Origin of the sequence: Paenibacillus farraposensis (genome assembly GCF_020736845.1) — a bacterium.
GTDB classification, from domain to species: Bacteria; Bacillota; Bacilli; order Paenibacillales; family Paenibacillaceae; genus Paenibacillus; species Paenibacillus farraposensis.
Genome location: NZ_JAFFQR010000043.1, coordinates 1 through 24521 on the forward strand (window position 1 = coordinate 1; position 24521 = coordinate 24521).

The window sequence follows — 24521 nt, forward strand, 5'->3', positions numbered from 1 at the left end:
TGTTATTGAATGGATGTGTGGAAAAACAAACGAACGAAAAGCAACACACAATTGAACCTATGAAACCTGGAAATAGCAATATTGTTACTCCAATAAATAAAAGAAATAGCGTTCACGCTACAGATTCTAACACATTAGATAAGTTTATAAAGAAAATCCAACCTCAGGATGAGCATCTACAAAAAATATTAAAAGAAGATTTGGACCGTGATGGAAAGCCGGAATACGTGCTTGCTTTTGGGTTAGAAAAAGAGGACATTGACAACATATTTGTAATCCGGGAGGATGCCGGCTATCACATCATTGATAAATTAAAGGACCCGGTTATAGTTGTGCATCTAAATACAGATGTAAAGATCATGAAGTTGGATCAAACAGATAAGAAATTTATCGTTGTATATTCCACTAGCGAAGTGGATGAGGCCGAAGGATTCTCTATATTTTCTTTAGACCATAACCGAATTAACAACCTGAATTACAATTATCCAGAAGTAACAGGGCAAGGAATCAGGAAGCTGGAGGATATTAATAAAGATGGTGTTTTTGAGGATGTGAGTTATTACCGTTTTCAGGATACTCAACAGCATACAATAATGACGTATCAGAAATTCGATAAGACTGGACAAGAAAAATCAAAAGTTCTTTATGAGAATAAAAACAAAAAATTTGTATATCCCCTGATTCCTAAAGATATTATCCTAAATTATTTGGAGGATCATTATCTTAAGAATCGCTTCTTCATACCCTTGCCTGAGATGGAGGAACTCACTGCTTTGTCAGCAAACCCCAAATATGATTTTGAGAATATCATAGATTTCTCCGCTATGGACTATACGGGATTAGATCTAGATATAAAAGAGATCGCTTATGAGGGTAATCAGCAGACCTTTTTAGTAAGAAGTGATTCAGATGAAGAGAAAACAGACAAGGGACTTGTTTTTACGTTGGAAAAACAGTCGGGCAAGTGGAAGATTATAAGCATAGAGTTAAAAGATAAATTGTAGAGAGCGTGATATTCAGCATGAATTACTTAAAGGGCGGTCGTATTTGCTGCATGTTGTTATTACTAATTTCCTGTGTAGTACTGAACGGATGTACAAAGGGGAATGATTCTTCAAAAGTAGAAACAAATCATGCGCTTCCTCTCCAAAATAAAGCCAAAATGATTTCCGATTCGAAAAGGCTGAATGCGTTGGTTGGGACACTTCGTATAATCAACAATGAGAATATAGATTCTGAAGTCAGACAAAAAAAGATTGATGAGTTCACACAGGGCCTTCATTTGTTGCTAAACGAACCAGAAAGTGTAGAGATGGAGGATGGAGAATTAGTAGAAAAGTTCGATAACAATCTCACTATCTTAACAAAATCGTTTCAGTTAAAAAGTGGGCAGCTAAACGTTAGGGTTATGAATTATAGAGCACCCACTACGGTGACAGGTACGATCGGAGATAAATACACATTTATTCAGTGGTGGAGTACGAAGCAGCTTGTGCATGCCCAGATGATTGAGGATGGCGGGCCAGAATTAGCTACAGATTTTATCGTTCGGAATTCAGACCAGAGAACACAGTTGTTATTAGGGGGATATGTTTCAATATATCATCCAGATCCGGTGTTTGTTACTTTATGGGAATTATCCAGGCAAAAGTGGACGGAGAAAAAAATAGCAATAGATAAGATGAAGCTCCCGGCTTCGTGGGAATTGAACAAGGATGTGGATGAGTTTATTTTAGAAAATCGACAACATGATAGCATGAGTATCGAAGATCACCGCGATGGATTTTTAATAAGCAAGGATAATTCCGACAAGGGCATTACCATTGAGTTCTCCAAGAGTGGAGAGGTCCGTATTAATTCTGAACAGAGCATCAACTCAGATACTGATACTGGGCAGCAAAGCTATGAACTCATTCAAGAGAAATATTCGGAAAACGGAATCGTTATTAAATATCCTCAAATTACGAAGCTTGAGGATGCTGAAAAACAAAAGTCTTTAAACCATATTCTTAAGAGCGAGGCTTTAAAAGGATTACACGAATACGGCAATTCTGATACTGGAGTTCACGTGGAAATTGATTATAAGATTAAACGACAAAGTGAACGGTTGTTGAGTGTACAATATACAGGTATTCGTTATGTGAAGAAGGCAGCCTATCCTAATCATATGTTTTATACGACCAACCTGGATATAAAGCAGGCTTCAAGATTAAGATTGAGTGATCTGATAAAGATTGAAAGACCATTTTTAGAGCTTTTAAAAAGCGGGAAGATCGCAGCTGTACAGCCGGAGCAAAAAGGATTAATCAGTAATTTTACACAAGATGATCTAATTCAATCGTTAACAAACGCAGATGTACTCGAAGGTTCAGGCGAGGAATCAGGATCAAATACGTTTAGTTATCTCACAAATGATTCACTGGGAATTAGCATACCCGTGGCTCATGCAGCAGGGGACCACGCAGAGTATGAAATTCGTCTTCAACAAATTCCAGATGACATGAAGCGAAATAAGGAACTATGGAGTGAACTAAGTCCTGTTGTTGACCAGTCTGCTTCCGTTGTTAACGGGGGGAAATTGGATACCAATCAATATGAAATTGAAGAATCACAGTCTTTTCAAGCTACTTTCAAAGGCTTTGGGAAAGTACAGTTTGTATCTACTTATGGATATACGGATGGTTTTCGTAAGTACTTCTTCTTCCTACTAAATAAACAAGGGTATATTTTATATTCATTTCCTAAGTTCTACGGGAACAATGAGTGGGTTGCATTTTATGGAGGCGTAAAAGCGGTAGCTTTCAAGGATGTAAATAACGATGGTTTGAAAGATGTTATCATCATCGCCAATGTGGATAACGGGATTGGGGGGCCTGATAGAATTGACCCTTTCCCCATTGCAGGTATCTATTTTCAGAAAAAAAATAAAACCTTTACCACACTCCCTGCACTGGATCAGGCCATCAATGATAAGGGGCATAATCAAACCATCAAGGATGTCATTCAATACGTAAGTAAACAACGGATACACGTAAACTAACCAACCAAAGGAGCAGAAACATGGGATATCCAATCATCAAGTATAACGGAGCTGTTCTATCTCTTAAAAATCCGAAGGTAAAAGTTGTACAGAAAATGAATGAGCATGTGAAGGTCTTTTTGACGGGGGTGTTAACTGAAACTCAAATGGAAGAGTACACGGATCATATGGATGCAGGTGCCAAGCTAGTTATTTATTATGTGAATGATGATCATACACAGAATGTGTTGTTCAAGGGATTAACCATGCAGATCCGAATCAAGTGGGTGTCCAATGTAGCTCATTTGATCGCTGAAGCTGTGTCCTATACAAGCCAGTTGGATGAAGTGCCTCACCGACAATCCTTTCAAAATGTAAACATGAAGTTGCAGACATTACTGGAGCATGTACTCAAATCCTATCCTAATGCCAATTGTACAAGTCGCTTGAAAGATCAGCTTTTACAGGAGTTTACGATGCAATTCGATGAGACGGACTGGTCGTTTCTGAAACGTATAGCATCTCGGCTTGGCTGGGGATTGATCCCTGACCCGGTAGGAGAAATCCCGCAGTTTTATTTTGGATTACCCGATGGTGCAGCGAAAAGAGAACTCAAACAGTATAACTACTCCATGACCAGAAAAACCAAGCCAGGGGCAAGCAAGGACGATAATCTTTTGTATTATAAAGTGCAAACGACAGGGGCAAAAGATGCCCGGCTACAAATTGGGGATGAGGCTAAATTCAAAGGGAAAGCTTTATATGTCTTGCAGTCTGTTGCATTTATACGGCACAGTGCCTTGTGGTATGAATATGTGCTGACTACATCGGATGGAATGAAGCAGGAATTGATTTTAAACGAGAACATTCGCGGCATCTCATTGAAGTCCAGGGTCATTGGAATTGAGCAGGACCATGTGAAGGTATTCTTTTATGAAATGGATAAGGTAAAGCCGAACGTCAAGGAAACCTGTGCTTTTCCACATGCTACATTCTATACATCGGAAGGGAATACGGGATGGTACTGCATGCCGGAGCTGTTTGACTTTGTAGATATCTACTTTCCGACCAATAAAGAGAAAGACGCCATTGTTACCCACTCCATTCGCAAAAGATCCAAAGGCGGCGACTTTATTAAGGACCCGTCAACGAAGATATTTATGACCAAGTACCGCAAAGCCATTATATTTGAGAAAAATGAAATTTTAATCACCGGGAACGACGATGAAGTGGTAATTCGACTGCTGGATGATCATGGGATCGAATTGCGGAGCAAGAAAGATATCCGTGTAAAAGCCGACGGGAACCTGGTGTTCAATGCAGGGAACACAATACAAGTCACAGCGAAAGATGCGATCGGTTTAAAATGTAAAACGAGTCTGGTAGAAATGGATGGTAACATCAAAATGACTGGAGAAAAGATAAAGACGCAATAACTAAATCCATCGTGAGAGGTAATAATCATGGCTAAAGTAACTACTGGAGCAATCGTGAACGAGCAATCGCCAACCCAGGAAGATATGATTCAAGAATGGAAGCTTAAAATAAGCAATGGCGAATATCCTTTTATTCATGTAAATCAGCATAATACCAAAAGTGAAAAACGGTAAATGTGTCTTGTAACGACTGGAAAAGGCTCCTAAGGAGCCTTTTCTGCATTCATGGTTCAATATTCTGAATACTTTTTAGGATTCCGGCTGTCAATGAACCAATCTGGTCCGCTCACATTAAGTACTTTTTTCTTTTTATAATCATAAGCAATAGATATGACTTGGTCTTCGTGCCCTTTTATATAACCATCAAGATAAACGGTAGAGTTAACGTAACTGCCAATAAAGTCGTAACTCTTAAATATGAAATCAGCTCTGTAGTATTTCTTGATGTACTCTTTTCCAATAGGTATACCCGTGCGAACATTCTCCTCCTTTTTCACATTCGATGCGTACTGCATGTAATAAAAGATTCCTATTAGAACGAAAAGTAAAATAACAACAATTAACCATAGTTTCTTCTTTTTCAAGTTGTGTTATTCTCCTTAAAATTGTGTTCATACATGCAAATTTCTCCTAACATACAGTTACAAAGTCCTAAACATTATAGGTATGAACCACGCCAAAAATACAATCCTCTCCGACTTTGTTCTCATTTATATTCCTATTGATATTCGAAATAAAAATAATACATTATAATGATACTGCTTCCTGAGAATGGAAAGGTGAGTTTATTGCTGAATAAAGCGAATCTTATTTTATGGAACAGATACGTCCTTCTTGGGATTCCGACTGTCGATGAACCAATCAGGTCCAGTCACGTAGAGCACCTTTTTCTTCTTATAGTCATAATTTATTGAGATTAACTGGCCTTCATGCCCTTTTATATAGCCACGAAGATAAACGGTAGAGTTAACATATCCGCCAATAAAGTCGTAATTTTTGTATATAAACTCGGCATTATAATATTTCATTATGTATTCTTTTCCAATGGGTATGCCAGATTGGACGTATTCTTCTTTTTGTACATTCGCCGTATATTGCATGTGATAAAAGATTCCTACAAGGATTGAAACCAAGGTAAGAGCAGAAATCCAAATTTTCTTTTTCATTTTTCTTTTCTCCTTTAATGGAAATAATGACTTTTTATAACTTTATAATATCTCAGCTATTTAGACAAGGTGGGAAAAAATTGAAATACGTTAATGACGAAACCTACTGGATCATATCGAATGAAGCTTACGATTTGAATATTGATCCAAAGACTTATAAGAATGATAACATTCCTGGTTGGGAAGTTGCTAAGTTGGATGAGAAACTATTACATGACACGAACGGTTCTGGATTTGATGCGACTGTTTTTCATAACGCCGAAACCAACCAGGTGATTATAGGGTACAGGGGTACAGAACCAGACGGAAGACCATTATGGAGTAGAGTGATGGACATAGGAACGGATATCAACGATGTCGTGGGTGGACGAACCAAAACTTTAAATCAGGTTCATGATTACTATGTTAACAACCAGGAAGAGATCAAGAAACTCCCACTACAGGTACAAAGCTCATTTTACCAGTATGAGGCCCAGTATCAGAATAATCAGTTTACGAAAGCCCAAAATCTGTACGATGAAGTGAAGGAAAAGTTCCCTACTGCGGAAATATCTACAACGGGTCATTCTTTGGGCGGTGCAGAAGCAGAATATGTTGCAGTAATGAATGGTTTGCCATCGGTAAGTTTTAATGCGCCAGATATTGTACACCTACTGCCTGAGGAGCTTCAAAAGAGGGCAAAGGCCGGAGAGTTCAAGAAAACCAACACAGCTTATGCTCATCCGGGAGATTCAGTTGGTGGAGGGGCCACAAGTGCCAATCAACATGTAGGAGAGACGTATCATATTGGGAGTGATTATAAGACTGCGAATGCAGCCAAGATTACTATTCCTGTTTCTGTTCCACTAAGAAAAAATAATGAATTGAGAGATCTTATTTTTGGCCCTCAATGGTCCCCCATTGTTTTTGTTCCGGTTACATTGCCTATGATGCAACAAGATGCATTCACCAAATTCTATAATTCAGTAATAGGTGGAGAGCACACCCATGCAATGGAACACTTTACGTTTGATGAAAACGGAAATATCAGCAATCCCTTGTACACAATGGACGGACAACTGGTAGAGGGCAACCCGCGGTTACAGGCATACGAGGAAAGGCTTGCGGCGGAGGCGAAATTCAAGGAAGTTATGGGCGATTTGGTTGAACGCTACGGAGGTCAAATGGGTGCCTTCGGGCAGTTTGCTGCTACTGCACTGGGAGTGAATATCATGGGAGCAGGGCAACGCGGGGCATATTTTGTAGGCAACAAAAATGGAGGCACAATTCAATTAACACCCGAGGAGCTAAAGCGTGCGGCTAATCAGATGCGTTCCAGCTTGCATGGGTTTTCCAGCGATACCCGAGCATCCATCCAGTTATTTCAGGCTCATATCGGTACCAGTGAAAGTCAGTCTTTGACCCCGATTGCGCATAGTGCAACGGCGACGTTGGATCGGATTAATCGCTGGTATCAGGAATCAATTACGGAGATCGCGGAGTATATAGACCGCAAGGGCCAGGAATTTACGATGGTGGATCAGTAATACATCATCAGCTGGAAGAACACAACAGGAGGCAAAAGGAATGAGCAGAATATCTTTGAGCCTGGGGGATCTGCGGAGGGCTGTACAGCAGTGCGAGCAGCTAGAGCAAAGACTTCAGCATCAGGAGCAGCAGATGAGAAATATATATGATCGTCTGCAAGACTGGCGGGGCGAATCAGCTGCTGAATTAACACGTAAAATGGAGGCGTTTCTCCAGGGAACAACTGCACGAATACAAGAACTGGACGAGCATAAAGAGCAGTTGAAACGTTATATTCGCAAAATGGAAGAAGCTGATCGACGGGAAGAGAAACGTAAACGTGCTGCTCAATGGTGAAAGGTAAATGCAATAGTTAGGAGAGCATCATGAAAAATCAAAAAGCATTCGTTATTTTACTTATATTGAATATTGTTTATGGCTTGACGTTACTAGCCTATCCACTCATGCTGATGCTGGCTGTATTTTCCTTTGATGCACCAACAGCCGGTGATCACCTGATCAGTTATATTTTTGTCTATATCATGATGAGCTACCCGTTAGGAGTATTCATTTCATGGAGCTGTTGGTATTTTTATCATCGTTATGCTTTTAAGAAGGCGTATATTATAACGAACTTTATGCTGCTGTGGCCGGCTGCTCTTGTAGTATCCTCGTGGATTCAATCAGTTTTTTCATAAGGAGTCTTTAGCTAGCGAAGTTAGATACGTATTATAAAATAAACCGTACACCGTTGGGAATACCAGGGGAGTACGGTTAAATGTGTTGTGAAATTACCATATATAGTAGAAGAAAAAAATATTCTCCCTGAATGGCAACGATGATGCCTTTGTAGTCTGCTGCTTTCATATCTCAGATAAAAAGAACGAAAATATTCTAAAGCTCTACAAAGTTCGACATATTGTTCGCTTTTTCGAGCCAGATATTATTAGATTAGGGATTGTGATTGCTATTCATCCAATATTTATGTATAATCTATCGTGTTGAGAGATAGATTGTACGTAATATGCTGATAAGGGTGGTTTCATTGACGCTGCTCGACATTAATGAAAACAAGAAGCGGATGTGCAAGATTTATAATGAGGTTTCAAAGGAACTGTTCGGCTTCGGGACCACACTGCTGCGGGCCACCGTTGAGAACAACATAGTTACCTTTATGGCGAAGCACCGGCGTTCTCCACGCTCGGCGGCATTGGAAGTGGAAGCCCCCGGCTTGAAGCTGGAAGTGGATTTCCGAATGTCCATGCTGTATAAGAAAAGACTTCGCGAAAAGCTGATTGAAGATATAGGGCTCGACATTGAGGCCTTACTGCGTGATTATGATTCAGCAACGCAGTGGGCAATTACGAACATCATACTGAAAGAATCCTAATACAATTCGATATTCGGCTTTTCGCTTCGGATCTATCTGAGGAGAGAACCTGTTATAACGCACAGCGGGATCAGCTTATTCTTTGTTTACGAAGAAAAGTATTCTTGTTCTACAAGGGTACTTTTCTTTTTTGTGTTATAAAGAGTGTAGAGTAAAAAAATAGGAGGAGTTTCTTATGAAGAAATGGTTTAAAGGATTCATGGCTGTGACCTTGGCATCTTTGGTACTGGCAGGTTGCGGCAGCAATGCTGCTGGCACTCAGACAGATGGAAAAAGTAGCTCAGCTGATGGTAAAAAGAAGCTGGTCATTTCCACTTGGGGCTTTTCCGAGGACTTTTTCAAGAAAGAAGTATACGAGCCCTTTGAAAAGGAACATAACGTGGATATTGTTGTGGAAATTGGAAATAACGCAGAGCGCTTGAACAAAATCAGTCAAGGCAGCACAGATGTCGACCTGATTTATCTGTCTGATTATTACGCGCAACAGGGAATTCAACAAGGGTTGTTTGAGAAGCTGGACCGCAGCAAGATCCCCAACCTAAATCAAATCTATGATATTGCAAAAGCACCACTAGGCGAGGAATACGGCCCTGCTTATACTGTGGGTCGCCTCGGTATTGCCTACAACCCGGCAATGGTGAAAAAAAATGTGACCTCCTGGGCTGACCTGTGGGGCCGTGAGTTCAAAGGAAACGTGGCTCTGCCGAACATCACCGCTACAGCTGGACCGATGATTGTAGACGTGGCCTCGAAGGTGGCGGGGAATAAGGAGTTTAATGAAGACCAGGCTTTCGGGAAGCTGAAGGAGCTGAGCCCGAATATCGTTAAGTTCTATAGTAAAACATCTGAATTCGTCAACATGTTTAGCCAGCAGGAAATTGCGGGCGGACCGATCATGGAAATGTATTTCAAAGATTTGCAGGCGGCTGTGCCAGGAGCGAAATTTGTATCTCCAAGTGAAGGGGCCTATGCAGTAATGAACACAATTAATGTAGTGAAAGGCTCTGACCAAAAGGAGTTGGCTGAGGAATTTATCAACTGGCAGCTGAGTAAGGAAGTCCAGGAGAAATCTGCCAAGGCGAAGGTTGACTCCCCGGTGAATACGCAAGTTGTACTGTCCGGCGCTGATACAGAAGGTATTACGTATAGTAAAGATGTAGTGAACAAGCTGACTAAGCTGGATATGAAATTTGTTAACGACCATATTAAGGCTTGGACAGATCGCTGGAACCGGGAAGTTACACAATAATGAAAAAAGTAATATTAGATGTAGATACAGGCATTGATGATGCGCTCGGGATTTTGCTGGCGGTTAAAAGCGGTCAGTTGGATATCCAGGCCATTACTACGGTATGTGGGAATGTGTCGCTTGAACAAGCAACATTGAACACATGCAAAATCCTCGATCTGCTGGATAGACCGGATATTCCGGTTTATCAAGGGGCCGAGGCACCATTGATACGCAAAGGACTGCATGAGCACCATATACATGGAGAAGATGGTATCGGGGGCGCATTGAGTAAAGTGATCCCGCCAGTGTCTGCAACCGAAGGCTTTGCACCGGATATCATCATTGATACGATCATGACTCATCCGGGGGAAGTGACGCTGATTTGCACGGGCCCGCTCACTAATCTGGCGCTGGCGCTGTTGAAGTGCCCCGAGATGACGGACCGCCTTGATCAGGTCATATTTATGGGCGGTGTTATTCACGGTTGCGGCAATATTACGCCTGTGGCCGAATACAACATGTATGCCGACCCTGAAGCGGCGCGGATCGTATTTCATGCCGGATTTAAACAGTTGGTACAGGTTGGACTGGATGTAACACGGAAAGCGCTGCTGACAGCGGAGCATATTGCCCGCCTGACCGATCCGGCCATTCGTGACTACGTAGCTGAAAGCACAGCTGCCTATACCAAGCGTTATGAGGAGCGCAACGGGGTAAAAGCCTGTGCGCTTCATGATCCGCTGGCTGTGGGTGTGGCGCTGGATTCGGGGCTGGTAGAAACCACACTGTTGTATGTAGATGTGGAAACCTCCAGCCGTCTATGTGATGGACAAACAGTCGGCGATGTACAGAACCGCCTCAACCATAGTTCCAACATGGACGTGTGCGAACAGGTCAACAGCGAAGCTTTTCTGGAATTGTTCATCCAGGTGCTGAACAAGGAATAACATTTTGATAACCGCAAGGAGCTACCCATGAAGAAAACATACTTGTTTTGGCTGCTGCTGCCAGGTTTGCTCTTTCTGGCGGTGTCCATGGTCATTCCGATTGTGTTGACGATCGGTTCGACCTTTGTGCAGAACAGCTCATTCACCTTAGAAGGCTATCTCCATTTCTTCAAGGACCCTTACTTTCTGAAAATATTGCTGACTACGCTGGAAGTTAGTGTCGTTACGACACTTGTGTGCATATTGCTCGGCTTCCCGACGGCTTATTATATCTCGCAAAAGGCACCACGTCGTAAAGGAATTTTGCTGGCATTGGCTATTTTCCCCTTGCTGACGAGTCCAGTGGTACGGTCATTTAGCTGGATGGTTATTTTGGGGCGCAAAGGTCTGTTAAATAACGTACTTGTCGATTTGGGAATCGTGGATGAGCCCTTGAATATTTTGTACACCCCTGCGGCGATGATTATTGGTCTAGTTCATTTGTTTTTACCGCTAATGATCATTTCACTGATCGGTGTACTTGAAAATATGGATGGTGATCTTGTTCATGCTGCCCAGAGCCTCGGGGCTTCAAGGTTCAGCGCATTTCGTAAAATTGTATTTCCGCTGTCTGTGCCGGGTCTGATCATCGGAAGCATTCTTGTTTTCGTAGGCAGCCTGACAGCTTATACGACACCGGCATTGCTTGGTGGCAAGCAGCGGGTAATCGCTACATTTTTATATCAGAACGCGAGGACACTGAACGATTGGTTTTTAGCCTCTGTTATTGCAACAATTATGATTGCCATTACATTTATCGTGGTCGGTCTCTTAAATAAGGCGGCCCATAAACTCAATCCGAAGGGGTAGGTGGATATGCGGGAGAAACATTATGGACTAGGCTTCTTTAGCCTGCTGGTCTTCATCTTTCTGCTCGGTCCGCTGTTGATCATATCGGTCACTTCTTTCGAGCCGGGCACGGTATTAAAATTCCCGCCGCAGGGCTTTTCCCTTCGATGGTATGAGAATATTTTTGAGGTGGACTTGTTTATGTCTACGTTCAAAACATCGATTGTTGTTTCTTTACTGGGGAACATCCTGGCACTATTGCTCGGTATGCCTGCTGCTTATGCGCTTAGCCGGTCTTCGTTTCGCGGGAAGGATGCGCTGAATGCTTTATTTCTCTCTCCGTTGCTGATCCCAGGGATCGTCCTTGGCTTTACGCTGCTGCGTTATCTGATCATTGTGTACCATTTGCCAGTATACGCTGGACTTTTAATCGGGCATACGGTGATTATGCTGCCGTTCATTATACGGGTCATTGCATCCAGCATGTCTAATTTTGATTTTGCGATTGAGGAAGCAGCACTCAGTTTGGGAGCAGGACGACTGAAAACCTTTTTCAAGGTGGTTCTGCCCAATATTCGTTCAGGTATTATTGCGGCTATCCTGATTGCCTTTCTGGAATCATTCAACAATGTCGACATTTCCGTTTTCATGACAGGACCGGGCTTCAGTACCTTGCCTATTCAAATGCTGACCTACGTCGAAAATTATTTTGACCCGACGATTGCAGCGATTTCGGTTATGCTGATGATTTTGACCGGTATCCTTATGTTCTTGATCGAACGACTGATGGGATTGTCTTACTTCACTAAAAGGTAATGGAGGCTTCAACCTAATGGCATTGCTTACACTGGAACGCGTATCGGTCGCTTATGACAACCAGCTCATCCTGGAGGATTTCGATTTGCAGCTTGAACGGGGACAACTGCTGTCATTGCTTGGACCGAGTGGTTGCGGCAAAACGACCACGCTTCGCCTTATTGCAGGATTTCTCGAAGCTAAACAAGGAACTTTTTTGTTTGACAATAAAGATTACACCCGGGTTCCGGTCAACAAACGGAATTTTGGTTTTGTTTTTCAAAGCTATGCGCTTTTTCCGCATTTATCTGTTTTTGATAATGTTGCCTTCGGCTTGCGCTTGCGCAAGGTAAAGAAAGCTGATATACAACGCCGTGTGATGAATATGCTGGATACGGTCAGTCTGGCGGGCTTTGAAAAGCGATTCCCTGGTGAATTGTCAGGTGGACAACGGCAGCGTGTTGCGATTGCCCGGGCACTTGTCATTGAGCCCGACCTGCTGCTGTTTGATGAGCCGCTGAGCAACCTGGATGCAAATCTGCGTGTGAATATGCGGGTAGAAATCCGCCGTATTCAACAGGAATTGGGGATTACGACAGTGTATGTATCGCACGATCAGGAGGAATGTTTTTCGATTTCTGATCAGGTTGCGATCATGAATAAAGGGAACATTGAACAATTGGATGCTCCATCAACCATCTTTAAATATCCAACTACGGAATTTGTCGCTCGCTTTATCGGGTTTAATAATTTTCTGGCCTTTGATAAACGTGCTGAAGAGGGGGATCTCATTCGGCTCCATACCGGCGATCTATCGTTTAGTGTGACCCGCAATCAGGGTACAGCTCAGCCGGGTGCTTGTCAGGGGGCTATTCGTCCGGATGAATTGGTCATTCGTACAGAAGGCAATGAGACGGGAGAAAATGAGCTTCCAGGCATTATTAAGGTGAGTACGTACCTGGGACGAAGCTATCAGTATGTGGTAGAAACGCCGAAAGGAAGTTTTACTGCTAATCAGGAAATGGACACGCCTTACCTGAGCGGCCAACGGGTTACCCTGCATTTTCCGGCAGATAAAATGGTGCTGGTCCAATAACCAGTGGGTTCAATGAAGGAGACATCATGCGTGCAGACAAAATGGTTTTACATGTAAAGGTGTATAACAGCTACTACAAGACGTTCGAGTTAGGCAATGTTGCTATACTGGACGGCAAGTTTATGTATATTGGTCAGCGTGGGCTGGAATCCTTTGAGGTTGCTGAAATTGTAGAGGGGCACGGGAAATGCATGATTCCCGGTTTAATCGACATTCATTTGCACATTGAAAGCACCATGGTGACGCCAGCCACTTTTTCCTATGGACTCATCCGCAACGGTGTGACGACGATTGTACCCGAACCGCATGAAATGGCCAATGTCTTCGGGCTGGAAGGGGTTCAGGCCATGATGGAAGCCAGCAGGGATTGCGTGGTTGATATGTTCTATGGTATCCCGAGCTCTGTCCCGGCCACTCCGCTCGAAACCTCAGGAGGTGCAATAGATATCCCTGAGATTGATGCGTTGTTGCAGACCGGAGAGATGATTTGTCTGGGTGAAATTATGAACTATGTGGATGTGATTCGTGACCCGGAGAGCAAGACGAATCGGATTTTACGCCATGTTCGTGAACATTATCCTGAACTAATTATTGAAGGGCATACTCCACAGCTGCTGGATCTTGACCTGCATCAGCTGATCTATGCGGGGATTGGTTCGGATCATACGCACCAAAGCATTGAAGGCATGAAGGCTCGAATAGCTGCCGGGATGTTCATTGAGATTCAGGAAAAATCCATGATTCCTGAAGTGATGGATTATTTGATTCAGGAAGATGTGTCACAGCATTTCTGCTTTGTAACGGATGATGTGATGCCAGACTCTTTCGTAGAACGAGGACACCTGAATCATATTGTAAGTAAAGCGATCCGGATGGGGATGAAACCTGAGGATGCCATTTATGCGGCGACGTTCACTCCGGCGGCAAGGATGCGTTTGCATGACCGCGGGACGATCGCACCGGGGAAAAAAGCTGATTTTGTGCTGCTGTCTGATCTTGGTCAGTTTGATGTGGAGCAAGTCTATAAGGGCGGTCGCAAGGTATTTGATAAATTTGAGAAATACCATCAGGAATCGATGAAATCTCGCTTCCCTGACCATTTTTATCAAAGTGTGAAGCTGGAGCCGCTTGCCGAGCGGGATTTTACCGTGGAAGTCGATGTAGCCGATGGTTCACATCCATGCCGTATTATGATGGTCAAAGATGGGTCGACCTTCACGAGCGAGCGGATTGCACCTGTGCAAGTGGAGCAAGGGGAATTGAAGTGGGAACACGGTGAGCACGGACTCATCGCTACGTTTGAGCGGTATGGGAAGAACGGCAACCGTGCCTACGGTTTGATCGGGGGAGATACGATCAAGAGGGGCGCGGTGGCAACCACCTATTCGCACGATAACCATAACCTGCTGGTCGTAGGGCATAACAAGCAGGATATGGTATTGGCGGCAAATACGGTTCTTTCGAGCCAAGGCGGTTTTTGTGTAGTTGAAAATGGCAAGGTGATTTCCCATTTGCCGTTAACCGTAGGCGGAATTTTGACAGAAGGTCCGCTGGAAATGGTTGCGGCTCACGTGAAAGAGTTGCGGTCAGCCTTGCTGTCGCTGGGCTACCGCCATTACAATCCAATCATGTCACTGAGCACTCATTCTTTGCCGGTCAGCCCGGCTCTGAAAATTACCGATCATGGCCTGATTGATGTTAATGCGGGCAAGGTTGTACCGTTAATCGTGGAATCTTCCGAAATACAAGAATAGTAGTAAAGCTGGCCCCATGTAGGGCGGCTCTTCAGCTTGTCGAGAAACGGTTTTTTGTGAAGAACAGGTTTCTCTTTTTTTATTTCTCCGGGCCTCTCTGGGTTTATCTGGTTATCTGGGCAATGGTTCTGTCAACTTCACATAATCTTCATGATTAAAACGGATTATAGCCTTGAAAAACGCTGATATAGTGTTATAATTAAAACAGGATTTAGATTAAGTCTAAATTAATTTATTGAATTTTTATTGATTCAAGCATGGGATTTGGAAGAAAGTCAGACACTACTGCTAGCAAGCAGTCAAGCTTCACACAACGATATGCTCAATCAAATGAGAGGGGATTTTACACATGAGTACATTAAATCATACGAATGCACAACCTGCACAAGAGGCGGTTCAAGAATTGCATAAGGCTTTGAATCGTCAGGTGGCTACCTGGTCTGTATTGTACACGAAGCTGCATTATTTCCACTGGTACGTAAAAGGGCCTCATTTCTTTACACTGCATGCTAAATTTGAAGAGCTTTATAATGAAGCTACAGAGAATCTGGACATGATTGCCGAAAGACTGCTGGCTGTTGGCGGCCGTCCATCTGCTACCCTAAAGGAACATTTGCAACTGTCAGCCATTCAGGAGTCCGCAGGTGAGCAAACAGCCGAAGATATGGTGAAGTCCGTTGTCGCTGATTTCCAAACTGTCGCTGGTGAGTTGGCTAACGGTATGGAGGCCGCAGAAGCGGCACAGGATAAGGCCACAGAGGATCTTCTGAATGGTTTGAGAGAAGCGGTGGATAAGCATATCTGGATGCTCAGCGCATATCTTGGGTAAGTTTTGGGAGTGATTTCATTTCCATGGATATGGAGATCAGGTGAACAAGGCACACATCCCGTTGGTTCTAATCTGCTATTGGAGTATAATAACGAATAGGCGTGGAAGAGCACGGGCTAGTAATTGAGCTAGCGGGATGGGGTGTATGTTATGGAAATGAACCATCAGCTTCTGCATGAAGCAGAGCAGTTTATATATACATGTTATAAGGAGCTGGGCCGAAGCTGTGATGAAGCGGAAGCCCGGCTTCTTGATATTTGTCATGACATAGAGGCTACTGGAACATATGATCATACTTACGAAGAGCTGAAGCATGGGGCACTCATGGCCTGGCGCAACAGCAATCGTTGTATCGGTCGTTTATTTTGGGACAAGCTATTGGTAAGGGATGCTCGCGAGGCCTCAGATGCAGCAGAAGTGGTACATGAGCTGCTGGAGCATATACGCATAGGGACGAATGGCGGTAAAATCAAGCCTACGCTGACGGTATTTCGCGCTTCCAAGCCAGGATTACCGAATATTCGCATCTGGAATCATCAGCTTATCCGTTATGCCGGCTATGAAACGAATAAAGGGGTGATCGGTGACCCGATCTCGGTGGATTTTACCAATGCATGCAGAGATATGGGGTGGCAGGGAGCCATGACCCCTTTTGATATCTTACCGCTGGTGGTGGAAGCGGGCGGGGAGCCTCCCAAGCTATTTGAGATTCCCAAGCATCTGGTGCTGGAGGTGCCTATTGAGCATCCGGAGCTGCCGGGTTTGGCCTCACTCGGACTGCGTTGGTATGCGGTACCCATGATTTCGGACATGACGCTGGAGATTGGCGGCATCATTTATACGGCGGCTCCCTTTAACGGCTGGTATATGGAAACAGAGATCGGTGCCCGTAATTTTGCCGATACCTTCCGCTATAATATGCTGCCACAGGTGGCTGAATGGATGGGACTCGATACTACCAGCGAAACAACGCTGTGGCGTGATCGGGCGCTGGTGGAGTTGAACATTGCCGTGCTGTATTCTTTTAAAAAAGCAGGAGTCAGTATTGTAGACCACCATACCGCGGCAGCACAATTCCGACTGTTTGAGGAGCGAGAAGCCGAGGCAGGGCGGGTGCTGACAGGCAATTGGACATGGCTAATTCCGCCGTTATCCCCGGCGGCAACGCATATTTTTCATAGCTCTTACGATAATCGGCTTGTAAAGCCGAATTTTGGAGTGCAAGAGAAGCCTTATCTGGCGAGACAAGCTAGTGCAGATACAACGCTGCATCAGAAGCCACGAAGCTGCCCTTTTCATTCCGAATAACGGAGTGGCTGCAAAGAAACCTGGACTAGAGCTCCAGCTTATCCCATACAACGATAAAGAGAGTTGCTAGCGGGCCGATTAACAGCGAGAGCAGGAACCAATTTAGCCTGCTCCGATTTTTGGACTGTGCCAGGCCAGCATTAATGAGGGCAAGTGTTCCCCAGCCTACGTAATAATCTTGTATCAGGGCATTCTCCTTCGAAAAAAGGTGTAGTATCCACGAGTCTTTGCTGGCTTATCGGGTCACGATTATGGAGCAATCTGATATTGCATGAGAATGGATCACCCCGAGGGCCGAGAGGCTCTTTTTTTGTGCAATAAGATCCTAGCGGGGTGATCCGATAGACTCAAAGGAGAAGCTTTTTAAGCTGTGACACACGTCCCTGAGACAGTTCGAGCATTTCAGCTAGTTCTTTTTGAGACGCATTAGGATGCTCCTGCATGAGCTGTTTTAATTTATTCAGTAGCTCATTTTGGTTTCTATAGCTCCTTCTTTTCTTAGGCTGTGCAGGTTGGGCTTCATTCGAATAACTGGAAGGATTACCGCTTTTCAGGGATTCAACGCAGTTTTTACATATCAGATGATCTCTGAAATAACTCAAGTGATCCACAGCCCCGCAAAAATAACAGGAAACTCCCGTATACTTGCGAATCATCAAGCCCTCTGGAGTAATAAAAAAGTCGAGGGCATCCCCAATATTAATATTCATAGAATTGCGCAGCTCCTTAGGCAGCACAATACGACCCAAATGGTCTAATGGTCTTGTCATGCCAGTGTTTTTCATCATTTTTTCCCCTTCCATGAAATGCGCTTATGGTTGCAAAAATTGTATGTTATGTATGCTCGAAGTACAAAGCGCGTATATTGTAATCTAATTTGGTGTAATGCTAAAAAAGCTCCGGCATAACGTAAAGTGACGTTCGCCGGAGCTTGATACAGCCAATGAATCTAAGATGTCGTGTCGAATTATTGTGGGTTGGTTGTCCAAATACCGGCAACTTTTAATTGAACCCGCGAAGGCAGCTTCAAGGCGGCCAATGTCAGATCGGCCAGATCCTGTGGTTGAAGCATGCGGTCTTCGTCACCAATAGGTAAACCTGCGTTGGCCGCCAGTTCTGTATTGACGGTGCTTGGGGTCAGTGCGGTGACGCGAATGTTGGACTTGCGAACTTCCTGCATCAATGCTTCTGTGAAGCCCATCATAGCAAACTTGGATGCGCAATACGCCGAACCTGTGGCAAAGCCGCGTTCTCCTGCTGTAGAAGAAATGTTAATGATGTTTCCGCTCTGTTGTGCCAGCATGCCCGGAAGCACTGCATGTGTGACATAATAGGTTCCCAACAAATTTACACGAATAATACGTTCCCACTCTTCAGGGTCCATATCTGCGACGGTGCCAAAGGTAGCGATTCCTGCGTTGTTGATCAAAATATCGACAGTGCCCAGTTCGTCCTCCAGTGAGGCTACAGCGGCAGCGGCCTGTGCGCGATCTGATATATCTGCAACAGCGCTCACCACCTTCACGCCGTATGTACTTTCCAGCGAAGCCTGCAGCTTTTGCAGATCAGCCAATGTGCGTGATATCAAACCCAAATTAACGCCTTCCCTGGCCAAGGTTTCGGCAATCGCTCTGCCAATTCCTTTGCTGGCTCCTGTGATAATAGCTGTTTTATTCTTCAGTTCCATCCAGTCTCCTCCTTATAATTACATCTTTTATTGTGCAACTGGGCACATGGTTACATTATACAAGTTTACGTTCCCTGAAACCAAACTCCGACTCCAATGAGAACTCTATTGAAAAGTCAGACTGGCATCATCAAAGTAATTGAGATCATAAGTAGTGGTTTTGTGTATTTTTTATGGGTAAAATAGCCGGGTGTTAACGTTAACATTGAATCAAGGGAGAACATAAAAGTTAGCGATTTCGACGTTGCCTGGAACTGGCGATGATGGATGTATTGTGTGTGGAGGCATCTTGAAGTTCTTCGTTCCCCGAATGTTCATTTACCCGCAGGTCTGTTGGTTTCCCTCAGAGGTAATGTTAGATCAATCGACTGCTTGTGTCTGAACCTCATGCTGGATCAAATCAATAAGCAGATCATTGCGTACCTCTGCGGGGAGAGGAGAGATACGTTGCTTTTCCAGTAAGAAACAGTTTACTATTCCTCTGGATTTTCTTCCTTATAGCAGACTTGCGACCTGGCGGACAAAATCATTCCATTCTTGTATAAGTATTCTCGTATAATGGTTATCTGTATCAGTACCGATAATAATGGTGGGGAGGTTCCTCAACCGATTTCTGTAAATAGATTATCCAATAACCAGAGTACTAATATAATTCATTAGTCAGGTATAATTTAACATAATGTACTGATTAATGCAAGGTGTTAAATTTTTAAAAATAAATCAATCGGGTAAAATGACAGATTTCATAGCGAACAGTGTAGAAAAAAGTAAACCTGTCTGGAAATCCCTCGAATGCTGGTTGAAAGTGCAAATCTAGCGCTGCTTTAATTTCATTCATTAAAATGATAGATTTTTCGGTAATTAGCAGGGGGGATTATTTGAAAAAAGGTGAGCAAAGGATAGATTGGAAATGCTGGTACAGGGAACTGGAGCAGGATGAAGAGACTTGGAAGGTATCGGAGGTGTACTGGAAGAGTGGATAGGCGTTTGTGATGTTCCAGGCTGCCAAAGCAGGTTTGCGGTATAATATTTAGGCCAGGCGAATATTTCTACACCGTTACAGGTTCTTATATTACTAAACTTCCTAGAGCCGCAAAAGTTCTTGCAACTATTAGTAATAAAGAAAACTTCTTCTAAGCGTTGCTGGTGGCCAGGACACGATGCTGCAAGAGGAAAGATCATCTATTGGCCAACTCGATTTTCAATGCCGTTCCCAGCAAACCCTGAGTGATTTTGCAAACAACCCTATTCCGGTGTTCAGCCGTGGGTAAGGTTGTTTTTGTGATAAGTATTATTAGTCCTCTGTGACATTTTGTTTACAACTTGATCAAATTTTAGCGACATCTGAAGGATATATTGGACTATACGTGACGATGCACCGCTTTGACCGATTGTTCAGCGCTACCCAACCAGTCCCACAACAGTAAAGTAGGTAGCCTTCTTGTATCGTAGACTTGATTGGTGTTTATGATATAAATAATAATTTAATATAGTTACAAAATAAGAGGTAATTATTAACGTAAACAACGTTAATAATTACCTCTTAGTATAGTCTATATAATAGGAATAACATTTGGCAGAGTACAAAATGGTCTCAAGCTAATGAAATGGCATGACCTGCCTGAATGCTGGCCTTTACATCTACCAGACGCTGATTGCGGCTGCCCCGAAAGGGGAGAGTCAGGTCCTTTTGCTGCTCCACAAAGGGTCCGTCTACAATCACGTCGCACAGCATCGCCAGCTCGCGTCGTTCCTGGTCAGCTAGTAAATCTTGATAGACGAAACCTGTGTAGGCCCACACGGTCCGGTCAGGACAGGTTGCGCGGAAGTCACGCACAAATTGGGAGCATTCCGCCGCTGAGAAAAACGGGTCCCCCCCACAGAGGGTTAGCCCGTCCAGCAACGGATTGTCTGCGATGTCACGGATGACCTTCCGTTGTCGTTCCGGCGTGAATGGCTCACCTGCGTGAAAGCTCCACGACGCCGGGTTGAAGCAACCGGGACAGGCATGGCGGCAGCCGCTGATGAACACGACGGTGCGCAAGCCGTACCCTTCATTCAGAGATTCCGGAATGTAGCCACACCAATTCACTTATGCTTCACCCGGTCGCGAACTTCGGCTTGCTTGGCTGCATTGAAGCGAACGGTATAATCACCTGTCAGATATCCGGTTACCCGACGTAAGCGCTGAAAGTGCGTATGTTCCTCGTCTGTGCCGCATTGAGGACAGCTTGTCCCGATAATTCCCTCATAACCGCATTCCGTACAGCGATCCACCGGGTGGTTGATAGAGAAGTAGCCGATGTTCTGATGGAGTGCGTACTGTACAATTTTAAGAAACGCTTCCGGGTTATTCCGCGCATTGCCGTCCAGCTCAATGTACGAAATTGCACCGGCGTTGCACAGGTTATGGAACGGAGCCTCCAGATTAATTTTGCGGGCTGCCGGGAGCGTGTAATACACAGGAATATGGAATGAATTCGTGTAGTATTCCCGATCGTTTACCTCAGGAATAATTCCAAAATCACGTTGATCCAGTAAGGTAAACTTGCCGGACAGGCCTTCAGCAGGTGTAGCGAACAACGTAATGTTGAGGTCGTAATGTTCGCTCATCCGGTCGCAATACATGCGCATGGAAGTGATGATTCGCTGTGCTTCGCGGTATACAGCGTCGTCCTCTCCGTGGTGCTTGCCGTAGAGTGCCTTCATGCATTCGGCTAACCCGATAAATCCGACTGATAGCGTACCATGTTTTAGTACGCTTCCTACCTTTTCATCCGGCGCCAGCTTGTCTCCGCCTTCCCATACCCCTTCGCGCATCATAAAGTCTGAAGCTTTGGCAGGCTGGCTGGTCTGGATTTGATAGCGATGAATGAGTCCGTCCACAGCAATGCGCATAGCCTCCTCAAGTTTGGCATCAAAGCCTTCCCGATCAGGCACCTTGCGGTTGCCTGTACAAATGCCATATTCAATACCAAGCCGCACCAGATTAATGGTATTAAATGAGAGGTTTCCCTTACCGCTCTGACGGTTTCGGCCGAAACGGTCAGCAAGGGTACGGGTACGGCAGCCCATCGTTGCAATGATGGTGTCCGGGTCATCTGCACGGTAAAAGGGCAGGTTGAAGGTGGCATCCACATTCACGAAATTCGGATACATCCGTTTGCTGGAGCATTCTACTGCTTTCAAGAACAAATCGTAGTTGATGTCGCCCTCTGCCTGGTTAATCCCTTTTTTGCATTGGAAAATATGTTGTGGAAAAATAGGAGTTTCTCCGTTGCCCAAGCCGCGAATCGTGGCTTCCAGCAGTGATTGCGAGACAAGCCGTCCTTCAGCGGAAGTACACATCCCGTAATTCAGTGAAGTGAATGGAATCTGTCCCCCCGCCCGGCTGCTCATGGTGTTCAGGTTGTGAATGAGCGATTCGGCAGCCTGCCGGGTCTCTATTTCCGTTTCTTCGCATGCAAATGCATATGAACGAGGGCAAATTTCTTGCAGTTGGGTATTGGCCATATGCAGCTCGTCTTCGGACAGCGCAGGCTCGATCTCTTCCCCGAACAGCCGGAGACCCTTGCGCAAATGCTTGCGGAAGGAACGGGCAACGTATGGGGCAAGATCCCAATCTATTTTATTGGCGGAGACACCACCAAATTGGCTGTTTTGCTGGGACTGGAATATAATGGCGACCAGTGCCATAGCGGACATGATCGTTTGCGGTGTACGAACAGACCCATTGCCTGTATTAAAGCCCTCGCGCAGCAAACGATTAAACGGGATAAAAATGCAATTCGTAGTTCCGAGCGCATATTGGTCCAAATCGTGAACATATATATAGCCGTGATCGATCGCATCCGTCAGTTCAGGTGGAAGCACGCGTAAGCGTGCATACCATTTGGCATACTCGGAGCCGAGCTTGCTCATTTTGCCGCTGAATGATTCTCCATTCAGATTCGCATTTTCGCGCAGCATGTCCAAATCTTGTGCTCCAATGACCCGCTCGCCGATGTCGTATAATTGCTGTTTCTCCAACACTTTCATCGTAAAACCCTCCATATAGTAAAATATATATTATTTTCATAAAAACAATATATTGACGATATCGTACGTTAAGAAATTGTTTCAGTCTACATATTGTATATATGGATGACGACAAGAGTATGTGACTATTGTCACATCGAGATCCGAGCGGGGAACACAAAGAAGTCAGGCATAGAATAAGGTGCACATCTGGAGATACGCCCTTTACTCTACACCTGACTATTCGGATAGGCGACGAAATTAACAGAATTTTGGGACCTGCTGTATATAATTATACTTGTGATTTCTTTTATTCGAAGGTTCAGAGCAACTTTTTTAACTGGGACACCCGGCCTTGGGAAATACCGAGCATTTCGGCATAAACCTTTTGTGGCAGGTTCGGGTGCTCCTGAATCAGCTTGCGAAGCTTTCTTACCATTTCATCCTGCTGTACTCTGGACTGCTTAGGCTTCCAGGTGGTGGTGTTGTGGGTCGGCTTGGCATGCTTTTGAGACTGGATGGCATCGGTACTGGCGACATCTTCATGCTCCTCTGTCTTTAAGATCTGGATGCAGTCGGAACAAATAAAATTGTCGCGAAAATAAGTCAAATGATCAACTGCGCCGCAAAATTTGCAGGAAACGCCGGTATACTTTCTTAGCACAAACCCTTCTTCATTTACGAAAAATTCAAGGGAGTCACCAATGTTGATGTCCATCGTGGTGCGCATTTCCTTAGGGAGCACAATTCGCCCCAATTGATCCAGCGGCCGTGTCATTCCGGTATTTTTCATCAATCGCTTCCTCCTTCCGTGGTATATCCTGATTATACCAAAAATTATTTTTTTTAGCTTTGAACATTGAAGGAAAAATACTACTATTTTGCTGCGATGAACATAACGTCATTTGTGCGCTTCATGATGCAGGGGTATTATGATTCTCTACTGCATCCAATATAGGATAATTTCAGTATTGTTGCCGGTTACCTCCCTTTTCGCTATGATAGATTAAAACGTTTTCATGATAGCTTCTAAAATATATAAGATTTGCCACGGATACCCTCCATGTGCGGGTGGATGTGACCAATCGGGGCGCAGCTGCCGTCGAGGAGGTTGTGCAGTTTTATGTACGGCCTGGAGCTTCGCGAATCAAGCAGCCGCTGAAGACCTTGTGCAGATTTGAGCGTATTCGCTTGGAACCGGGGGAGACGCGAACGATTGCTTTCACGATTCAGGTGAAGGATTGGGCAATCTGGGATGTCACACGGGATCGCTATTGCGTAGAAGCTGGCGAGTACACCCTGCTGGCAGGTGCTTCTTCAGCGGATATCCGGCTGGAGCACCCTGTGAGCGTTCAAGGCGAGGTTATTCCGCCCCGGCAAGCTGACCAGCGCATTTGCGCTGAAAACTTTGATGATTGCTCCAATATCCTTGCAGGAGATTCGGGCACGCAGGCTTGAACTTACTTCTGACTTCACGTACAATGCATTCAATGAAGTTTTTACAGCTTAGGG

24 protein-coding genes are annotated in these 24521 nt (G+C 44.4%); 17 read left to right on the forward strand and 7 right to left on the reverse strand.

Annotated features, from left to right (window positions below; genetic code table 11):
• From JO375_RS07410 to JO375_RS07425, 4 genes are all read left to right on the forward strand, one after another.
• A partial coding sequence (locus JO375_RS07410; protein ID WP_322098709.1) for a hypothetical protein occupies positions 1-1004 on the forward strand: 1004 nt, incomplete at its 5' end.
• A gap of 17 nt (positions 1005-1021) precedes the next feature.
• Entirely contained in the window at positions 1022-3040 is a 2019-nt protein-coding gene (locus tag JO375_RS07415) for a DUF4163 domain-containing protein (RefSeq protein ID WP_229523850.1), read from the forward strand.
• Between the two features lie 20 nt (positions 3041-3060).
• Positions 3061-4455, forward strand: a complete 1395-nt coding sequence (locus JO375_RS07420) for a hypothetical protein (protein ID WP_229523851.1) — start codon at positions 3061-3063, stop codon at positions 4453-4455.
• A gap of 27 nt (positions 4456-4482) precedes the next feature.
• Positions 4483-4629, forward strand: a complete 147-nt coding sequence (locus tag JO375_RS07425; protein WP_229523852.1) for a hypothetical protein — start codon at positions 4483-4485, stop codon at positions 4627-4629.
• A gap of 56 nt (positions 4630-4685) precedes the next feature.
• Here JO375_RS07425 and JO375_RS07430 read toward each other — a convergent pair whose 3' ends face one another.
• Positions 4686-5039, reverse strand: coding sequence for a hypothetical protein (locus JO375_RS07430; protein ID WP_229523853.1), 354 nt, complete (start codon positions 5037-5039; stop codon positions 4686-4688).
• Positions 5040-5267: 228 nt separating this feature from the next.
• The gene (locus JO375_RS07435; RefSeq protein ID WP_229523854.1) at positions 5268-5621 is read right to left on the reverse strand and encodes a hypothetical protein; all 354 of its coding nucleotides are present in this window, start codon (positions 5619-5621) and stop codon (positions 5268-5270) included.
• Between the two features lie 80 nt (positions 5622-5701).
• Here JO375_RS07435 and JO375_RS07440 point away from each other — a divergent pair, with 80 nt between their 5' ends.
• The 12 genes from JO375_RS07440 to JO375_RS07495 all read left to right on the forward strand — a co-directional run bounded on the left by JO375_RS07440 (position 5702) and on the right by JO375_RS07495 (position 17305).
• On the forward strand, positions 5702-7147 hold the full coding sequence (locus JO375_RS07440; protein ID WP_229523855.1) for a lipase family protein: 1446 nt from the start codon (positions 5702-5704) through the stop codon (positions 7145-7147).
• Between the two features lie 40 nt (positions 7148-7187).
• Positions 7188-7484: a WXG100 family type VII secretion target gene (locus JO375_RS07445; RefSeq protein WP_229523856.1), complete on the forward strand. Its 297-nt coding sequence runs from the start codon at positions 7188-7190 to the stop codon at positions 7482-7484.
• 29 nt (positions 7485-7513) lie between these two features.
• Entirely contained in the window at positions 7514-7825 is a 312-nt protein-coding gene (locus JO375_RS07450) for a hypothetical protein (RefSeq protein WP_229523857.1), read from the forward strand.
• Positions 7826-8172: 347 nt separating this feature from the next.
• Positions 8173-8517, forward strand: a complete 345-nt coding sequence (locus JO375_RS07455; RefSeq protein ID WP_229524072.1) for a DUF2294 domain-containing protein — start codon at positions 8173-8175, stop codon at positions 8515-8517.
• A gap of 175 nt (positions 8518-8692) precedes the next feature.
• Entirely contained in the window at positions 8693-9766 is a 1074-nt protein-coding gene (locus JO375_RS07460; protein ID WP_229523858.1) for an ABC transporter substrate-binding protein, read from the forward strand.
• Entirely contained in the window at positions 9766-10695 is a 930-nt protein-coding gene (locus tag JO375_RS07465) for a nucleoside hydrolase (RefSeq protein ID WP_229523859.1), read from the forward strand. The genes JO375_RS07460 and JO375_RS07465 overlap by 1 nt, the downstream gene beginning before the upstream one ends.
• Before the next feature lie 27 nt (positions 10696-10722).
• Positions 10723-11544, forward strand: a complete 822-nt coding sequence (locus tag JO375_RS07470; protein ID WP_229523860.1) for an ABC transporter permease — start codon at positions 10723-10725, stop codon at positions 11542-11544.
• Positions 11545-11550: 6 nt separating this feature from the next.
• Entirely contained in the window at positions 11551-12339 is a 789-nt protein-coding gene (locus tag JO375_RS07475; protein WP_229523861.1) for an ABC transporter permease, read from the forward strand.
• A gap of 16 nt (positions 12340-12355) precedes the next feature.
• Complete coding sequence (locus JO375_RS07480; RefSeq protein ID WP_229523862.1) at positions 12356-13414, forward strand: ABC transporter ATP-binding protein; 1059 nt, start codon at positions 12356-12358, stop codon at positions 13412-13414.
• A gap of 26 nt (positions 13415-13440) precedes the next feature.
• Positions 13441-15168 (forward strand): adenine deaminase C-terminal domain-containing protein, encoded by a 1728-nt coding sequence (locus JO375_RS07485; protein WP_229523863.1) that lies wholly within the window; start codon positions 13441-13443, stop codon positions 15166-15168.
• Positions 15169-15517: 349 nt separating this feature from the next.
• Positions 15518-15997 (forward strand): Dps family protein, encoded by a 480-nt coding sequence (locus tag JO375_RS07490; protein ID WP_229523864.1) that lies wholly within the window; start codon positions 15518-15520, stop codon positions 15995-15997.
• 150 nt (positions 15998-16147) lie between these two features.
• On the forward strand, positions 16148-17305 hold the full coding sequence (locus JO375_RS07495; RefSeq protein WP_229523865.1) for a nitric oxide synthase oxygenase: 1158 nt from the start codon (positions 16148-16150) through the stop codon (positions 17303-17305).
• A gap of 347 nt (positions 17306-17652) precedes the next feature.
• Here JO375_RS07495 and JO375_RS07500 read toward each other — a convergent pair whose 3' ends face one another.
• From JO375_RS07500 to JO375_RS07520, 5 genes are all read right to left on the reverse strand, one after another.
• On the reverse strand, positions 17653-18090 hold the full coding sequence (locus JO375_RS07500) for an AbrB/MazE/SpoVT family DNA-binding domain-containing protein (protein WP_229523866.1): 438 nt from the start codon (positions 18088-18090) through the stop codon (positions 17653-17655).
• A 182-nt stretch (positions 18091-18272) separates the two neighbouring features.
• Entirely contained in the window at positions 18273-18992 is a 720-nt protein-coding gene (locus JO375_RS07505; RefSeq protein WP_229523867.1) for a 3-ketoacyl-ACP reductase, read from the reverse strand.
• Positions 18993-20586: 1594 nt separating this feature from the next.
• Positions 20587-21084 carry an anaerobic ribonucleoside-triphosphate reductase activating protein gene (nrdG, locus tag JO375_RS07510; RefSeq protein WP_229523868.1) on the reverse strand — a complete coding sequence of 166 codons (498 nt, stop codon included), beginning with the start codon at positions 21082-21084 and terminating at the stop codon, positions 20587-20589.
• Positions 21081-23030, reverse strand: coding sequence for an anaerobic ribonucleoside triphosphate reductase (locus JO375_RS07515; protein WP_229523869.1), 1950 nt, complete (start codon positions 23028-23030; stop codon positions 21081-21083). Before JO375_RS07515 ends, nrdG begins: the two co-directional genes overlap by 4 nt.
• Positions 23031-23331: 301 nt before the next feature.
• Positions 23332-23802, reverse strand: coding sequence for an AbrB/MazE/SpoVT family DNA-binding domain-containing protein (locus tag JO375_RS07520; RefSeq protein ID WP_229523870.1), 471 nt, complete (start codon positions 23800-23802; stop codon positions 23332-23334).
• A gap of 272 nt (positions 23803-24074) precedes the next feature.
• Between JO375_RS07520 and JO375_RS07525 the strand changes: the two genes are divergently transcribed.
• Entirely contained in the window at positions 24075-24467 is a 393-nt protein-coding gene (locus JO375_RS07525; RefSeq protein WP_229523871.1) for a fibronectin type III-like domain-contianing protein, read from the forward strand.
• Positions 24468-24521 lie beyond the last annotated feature (54 nt).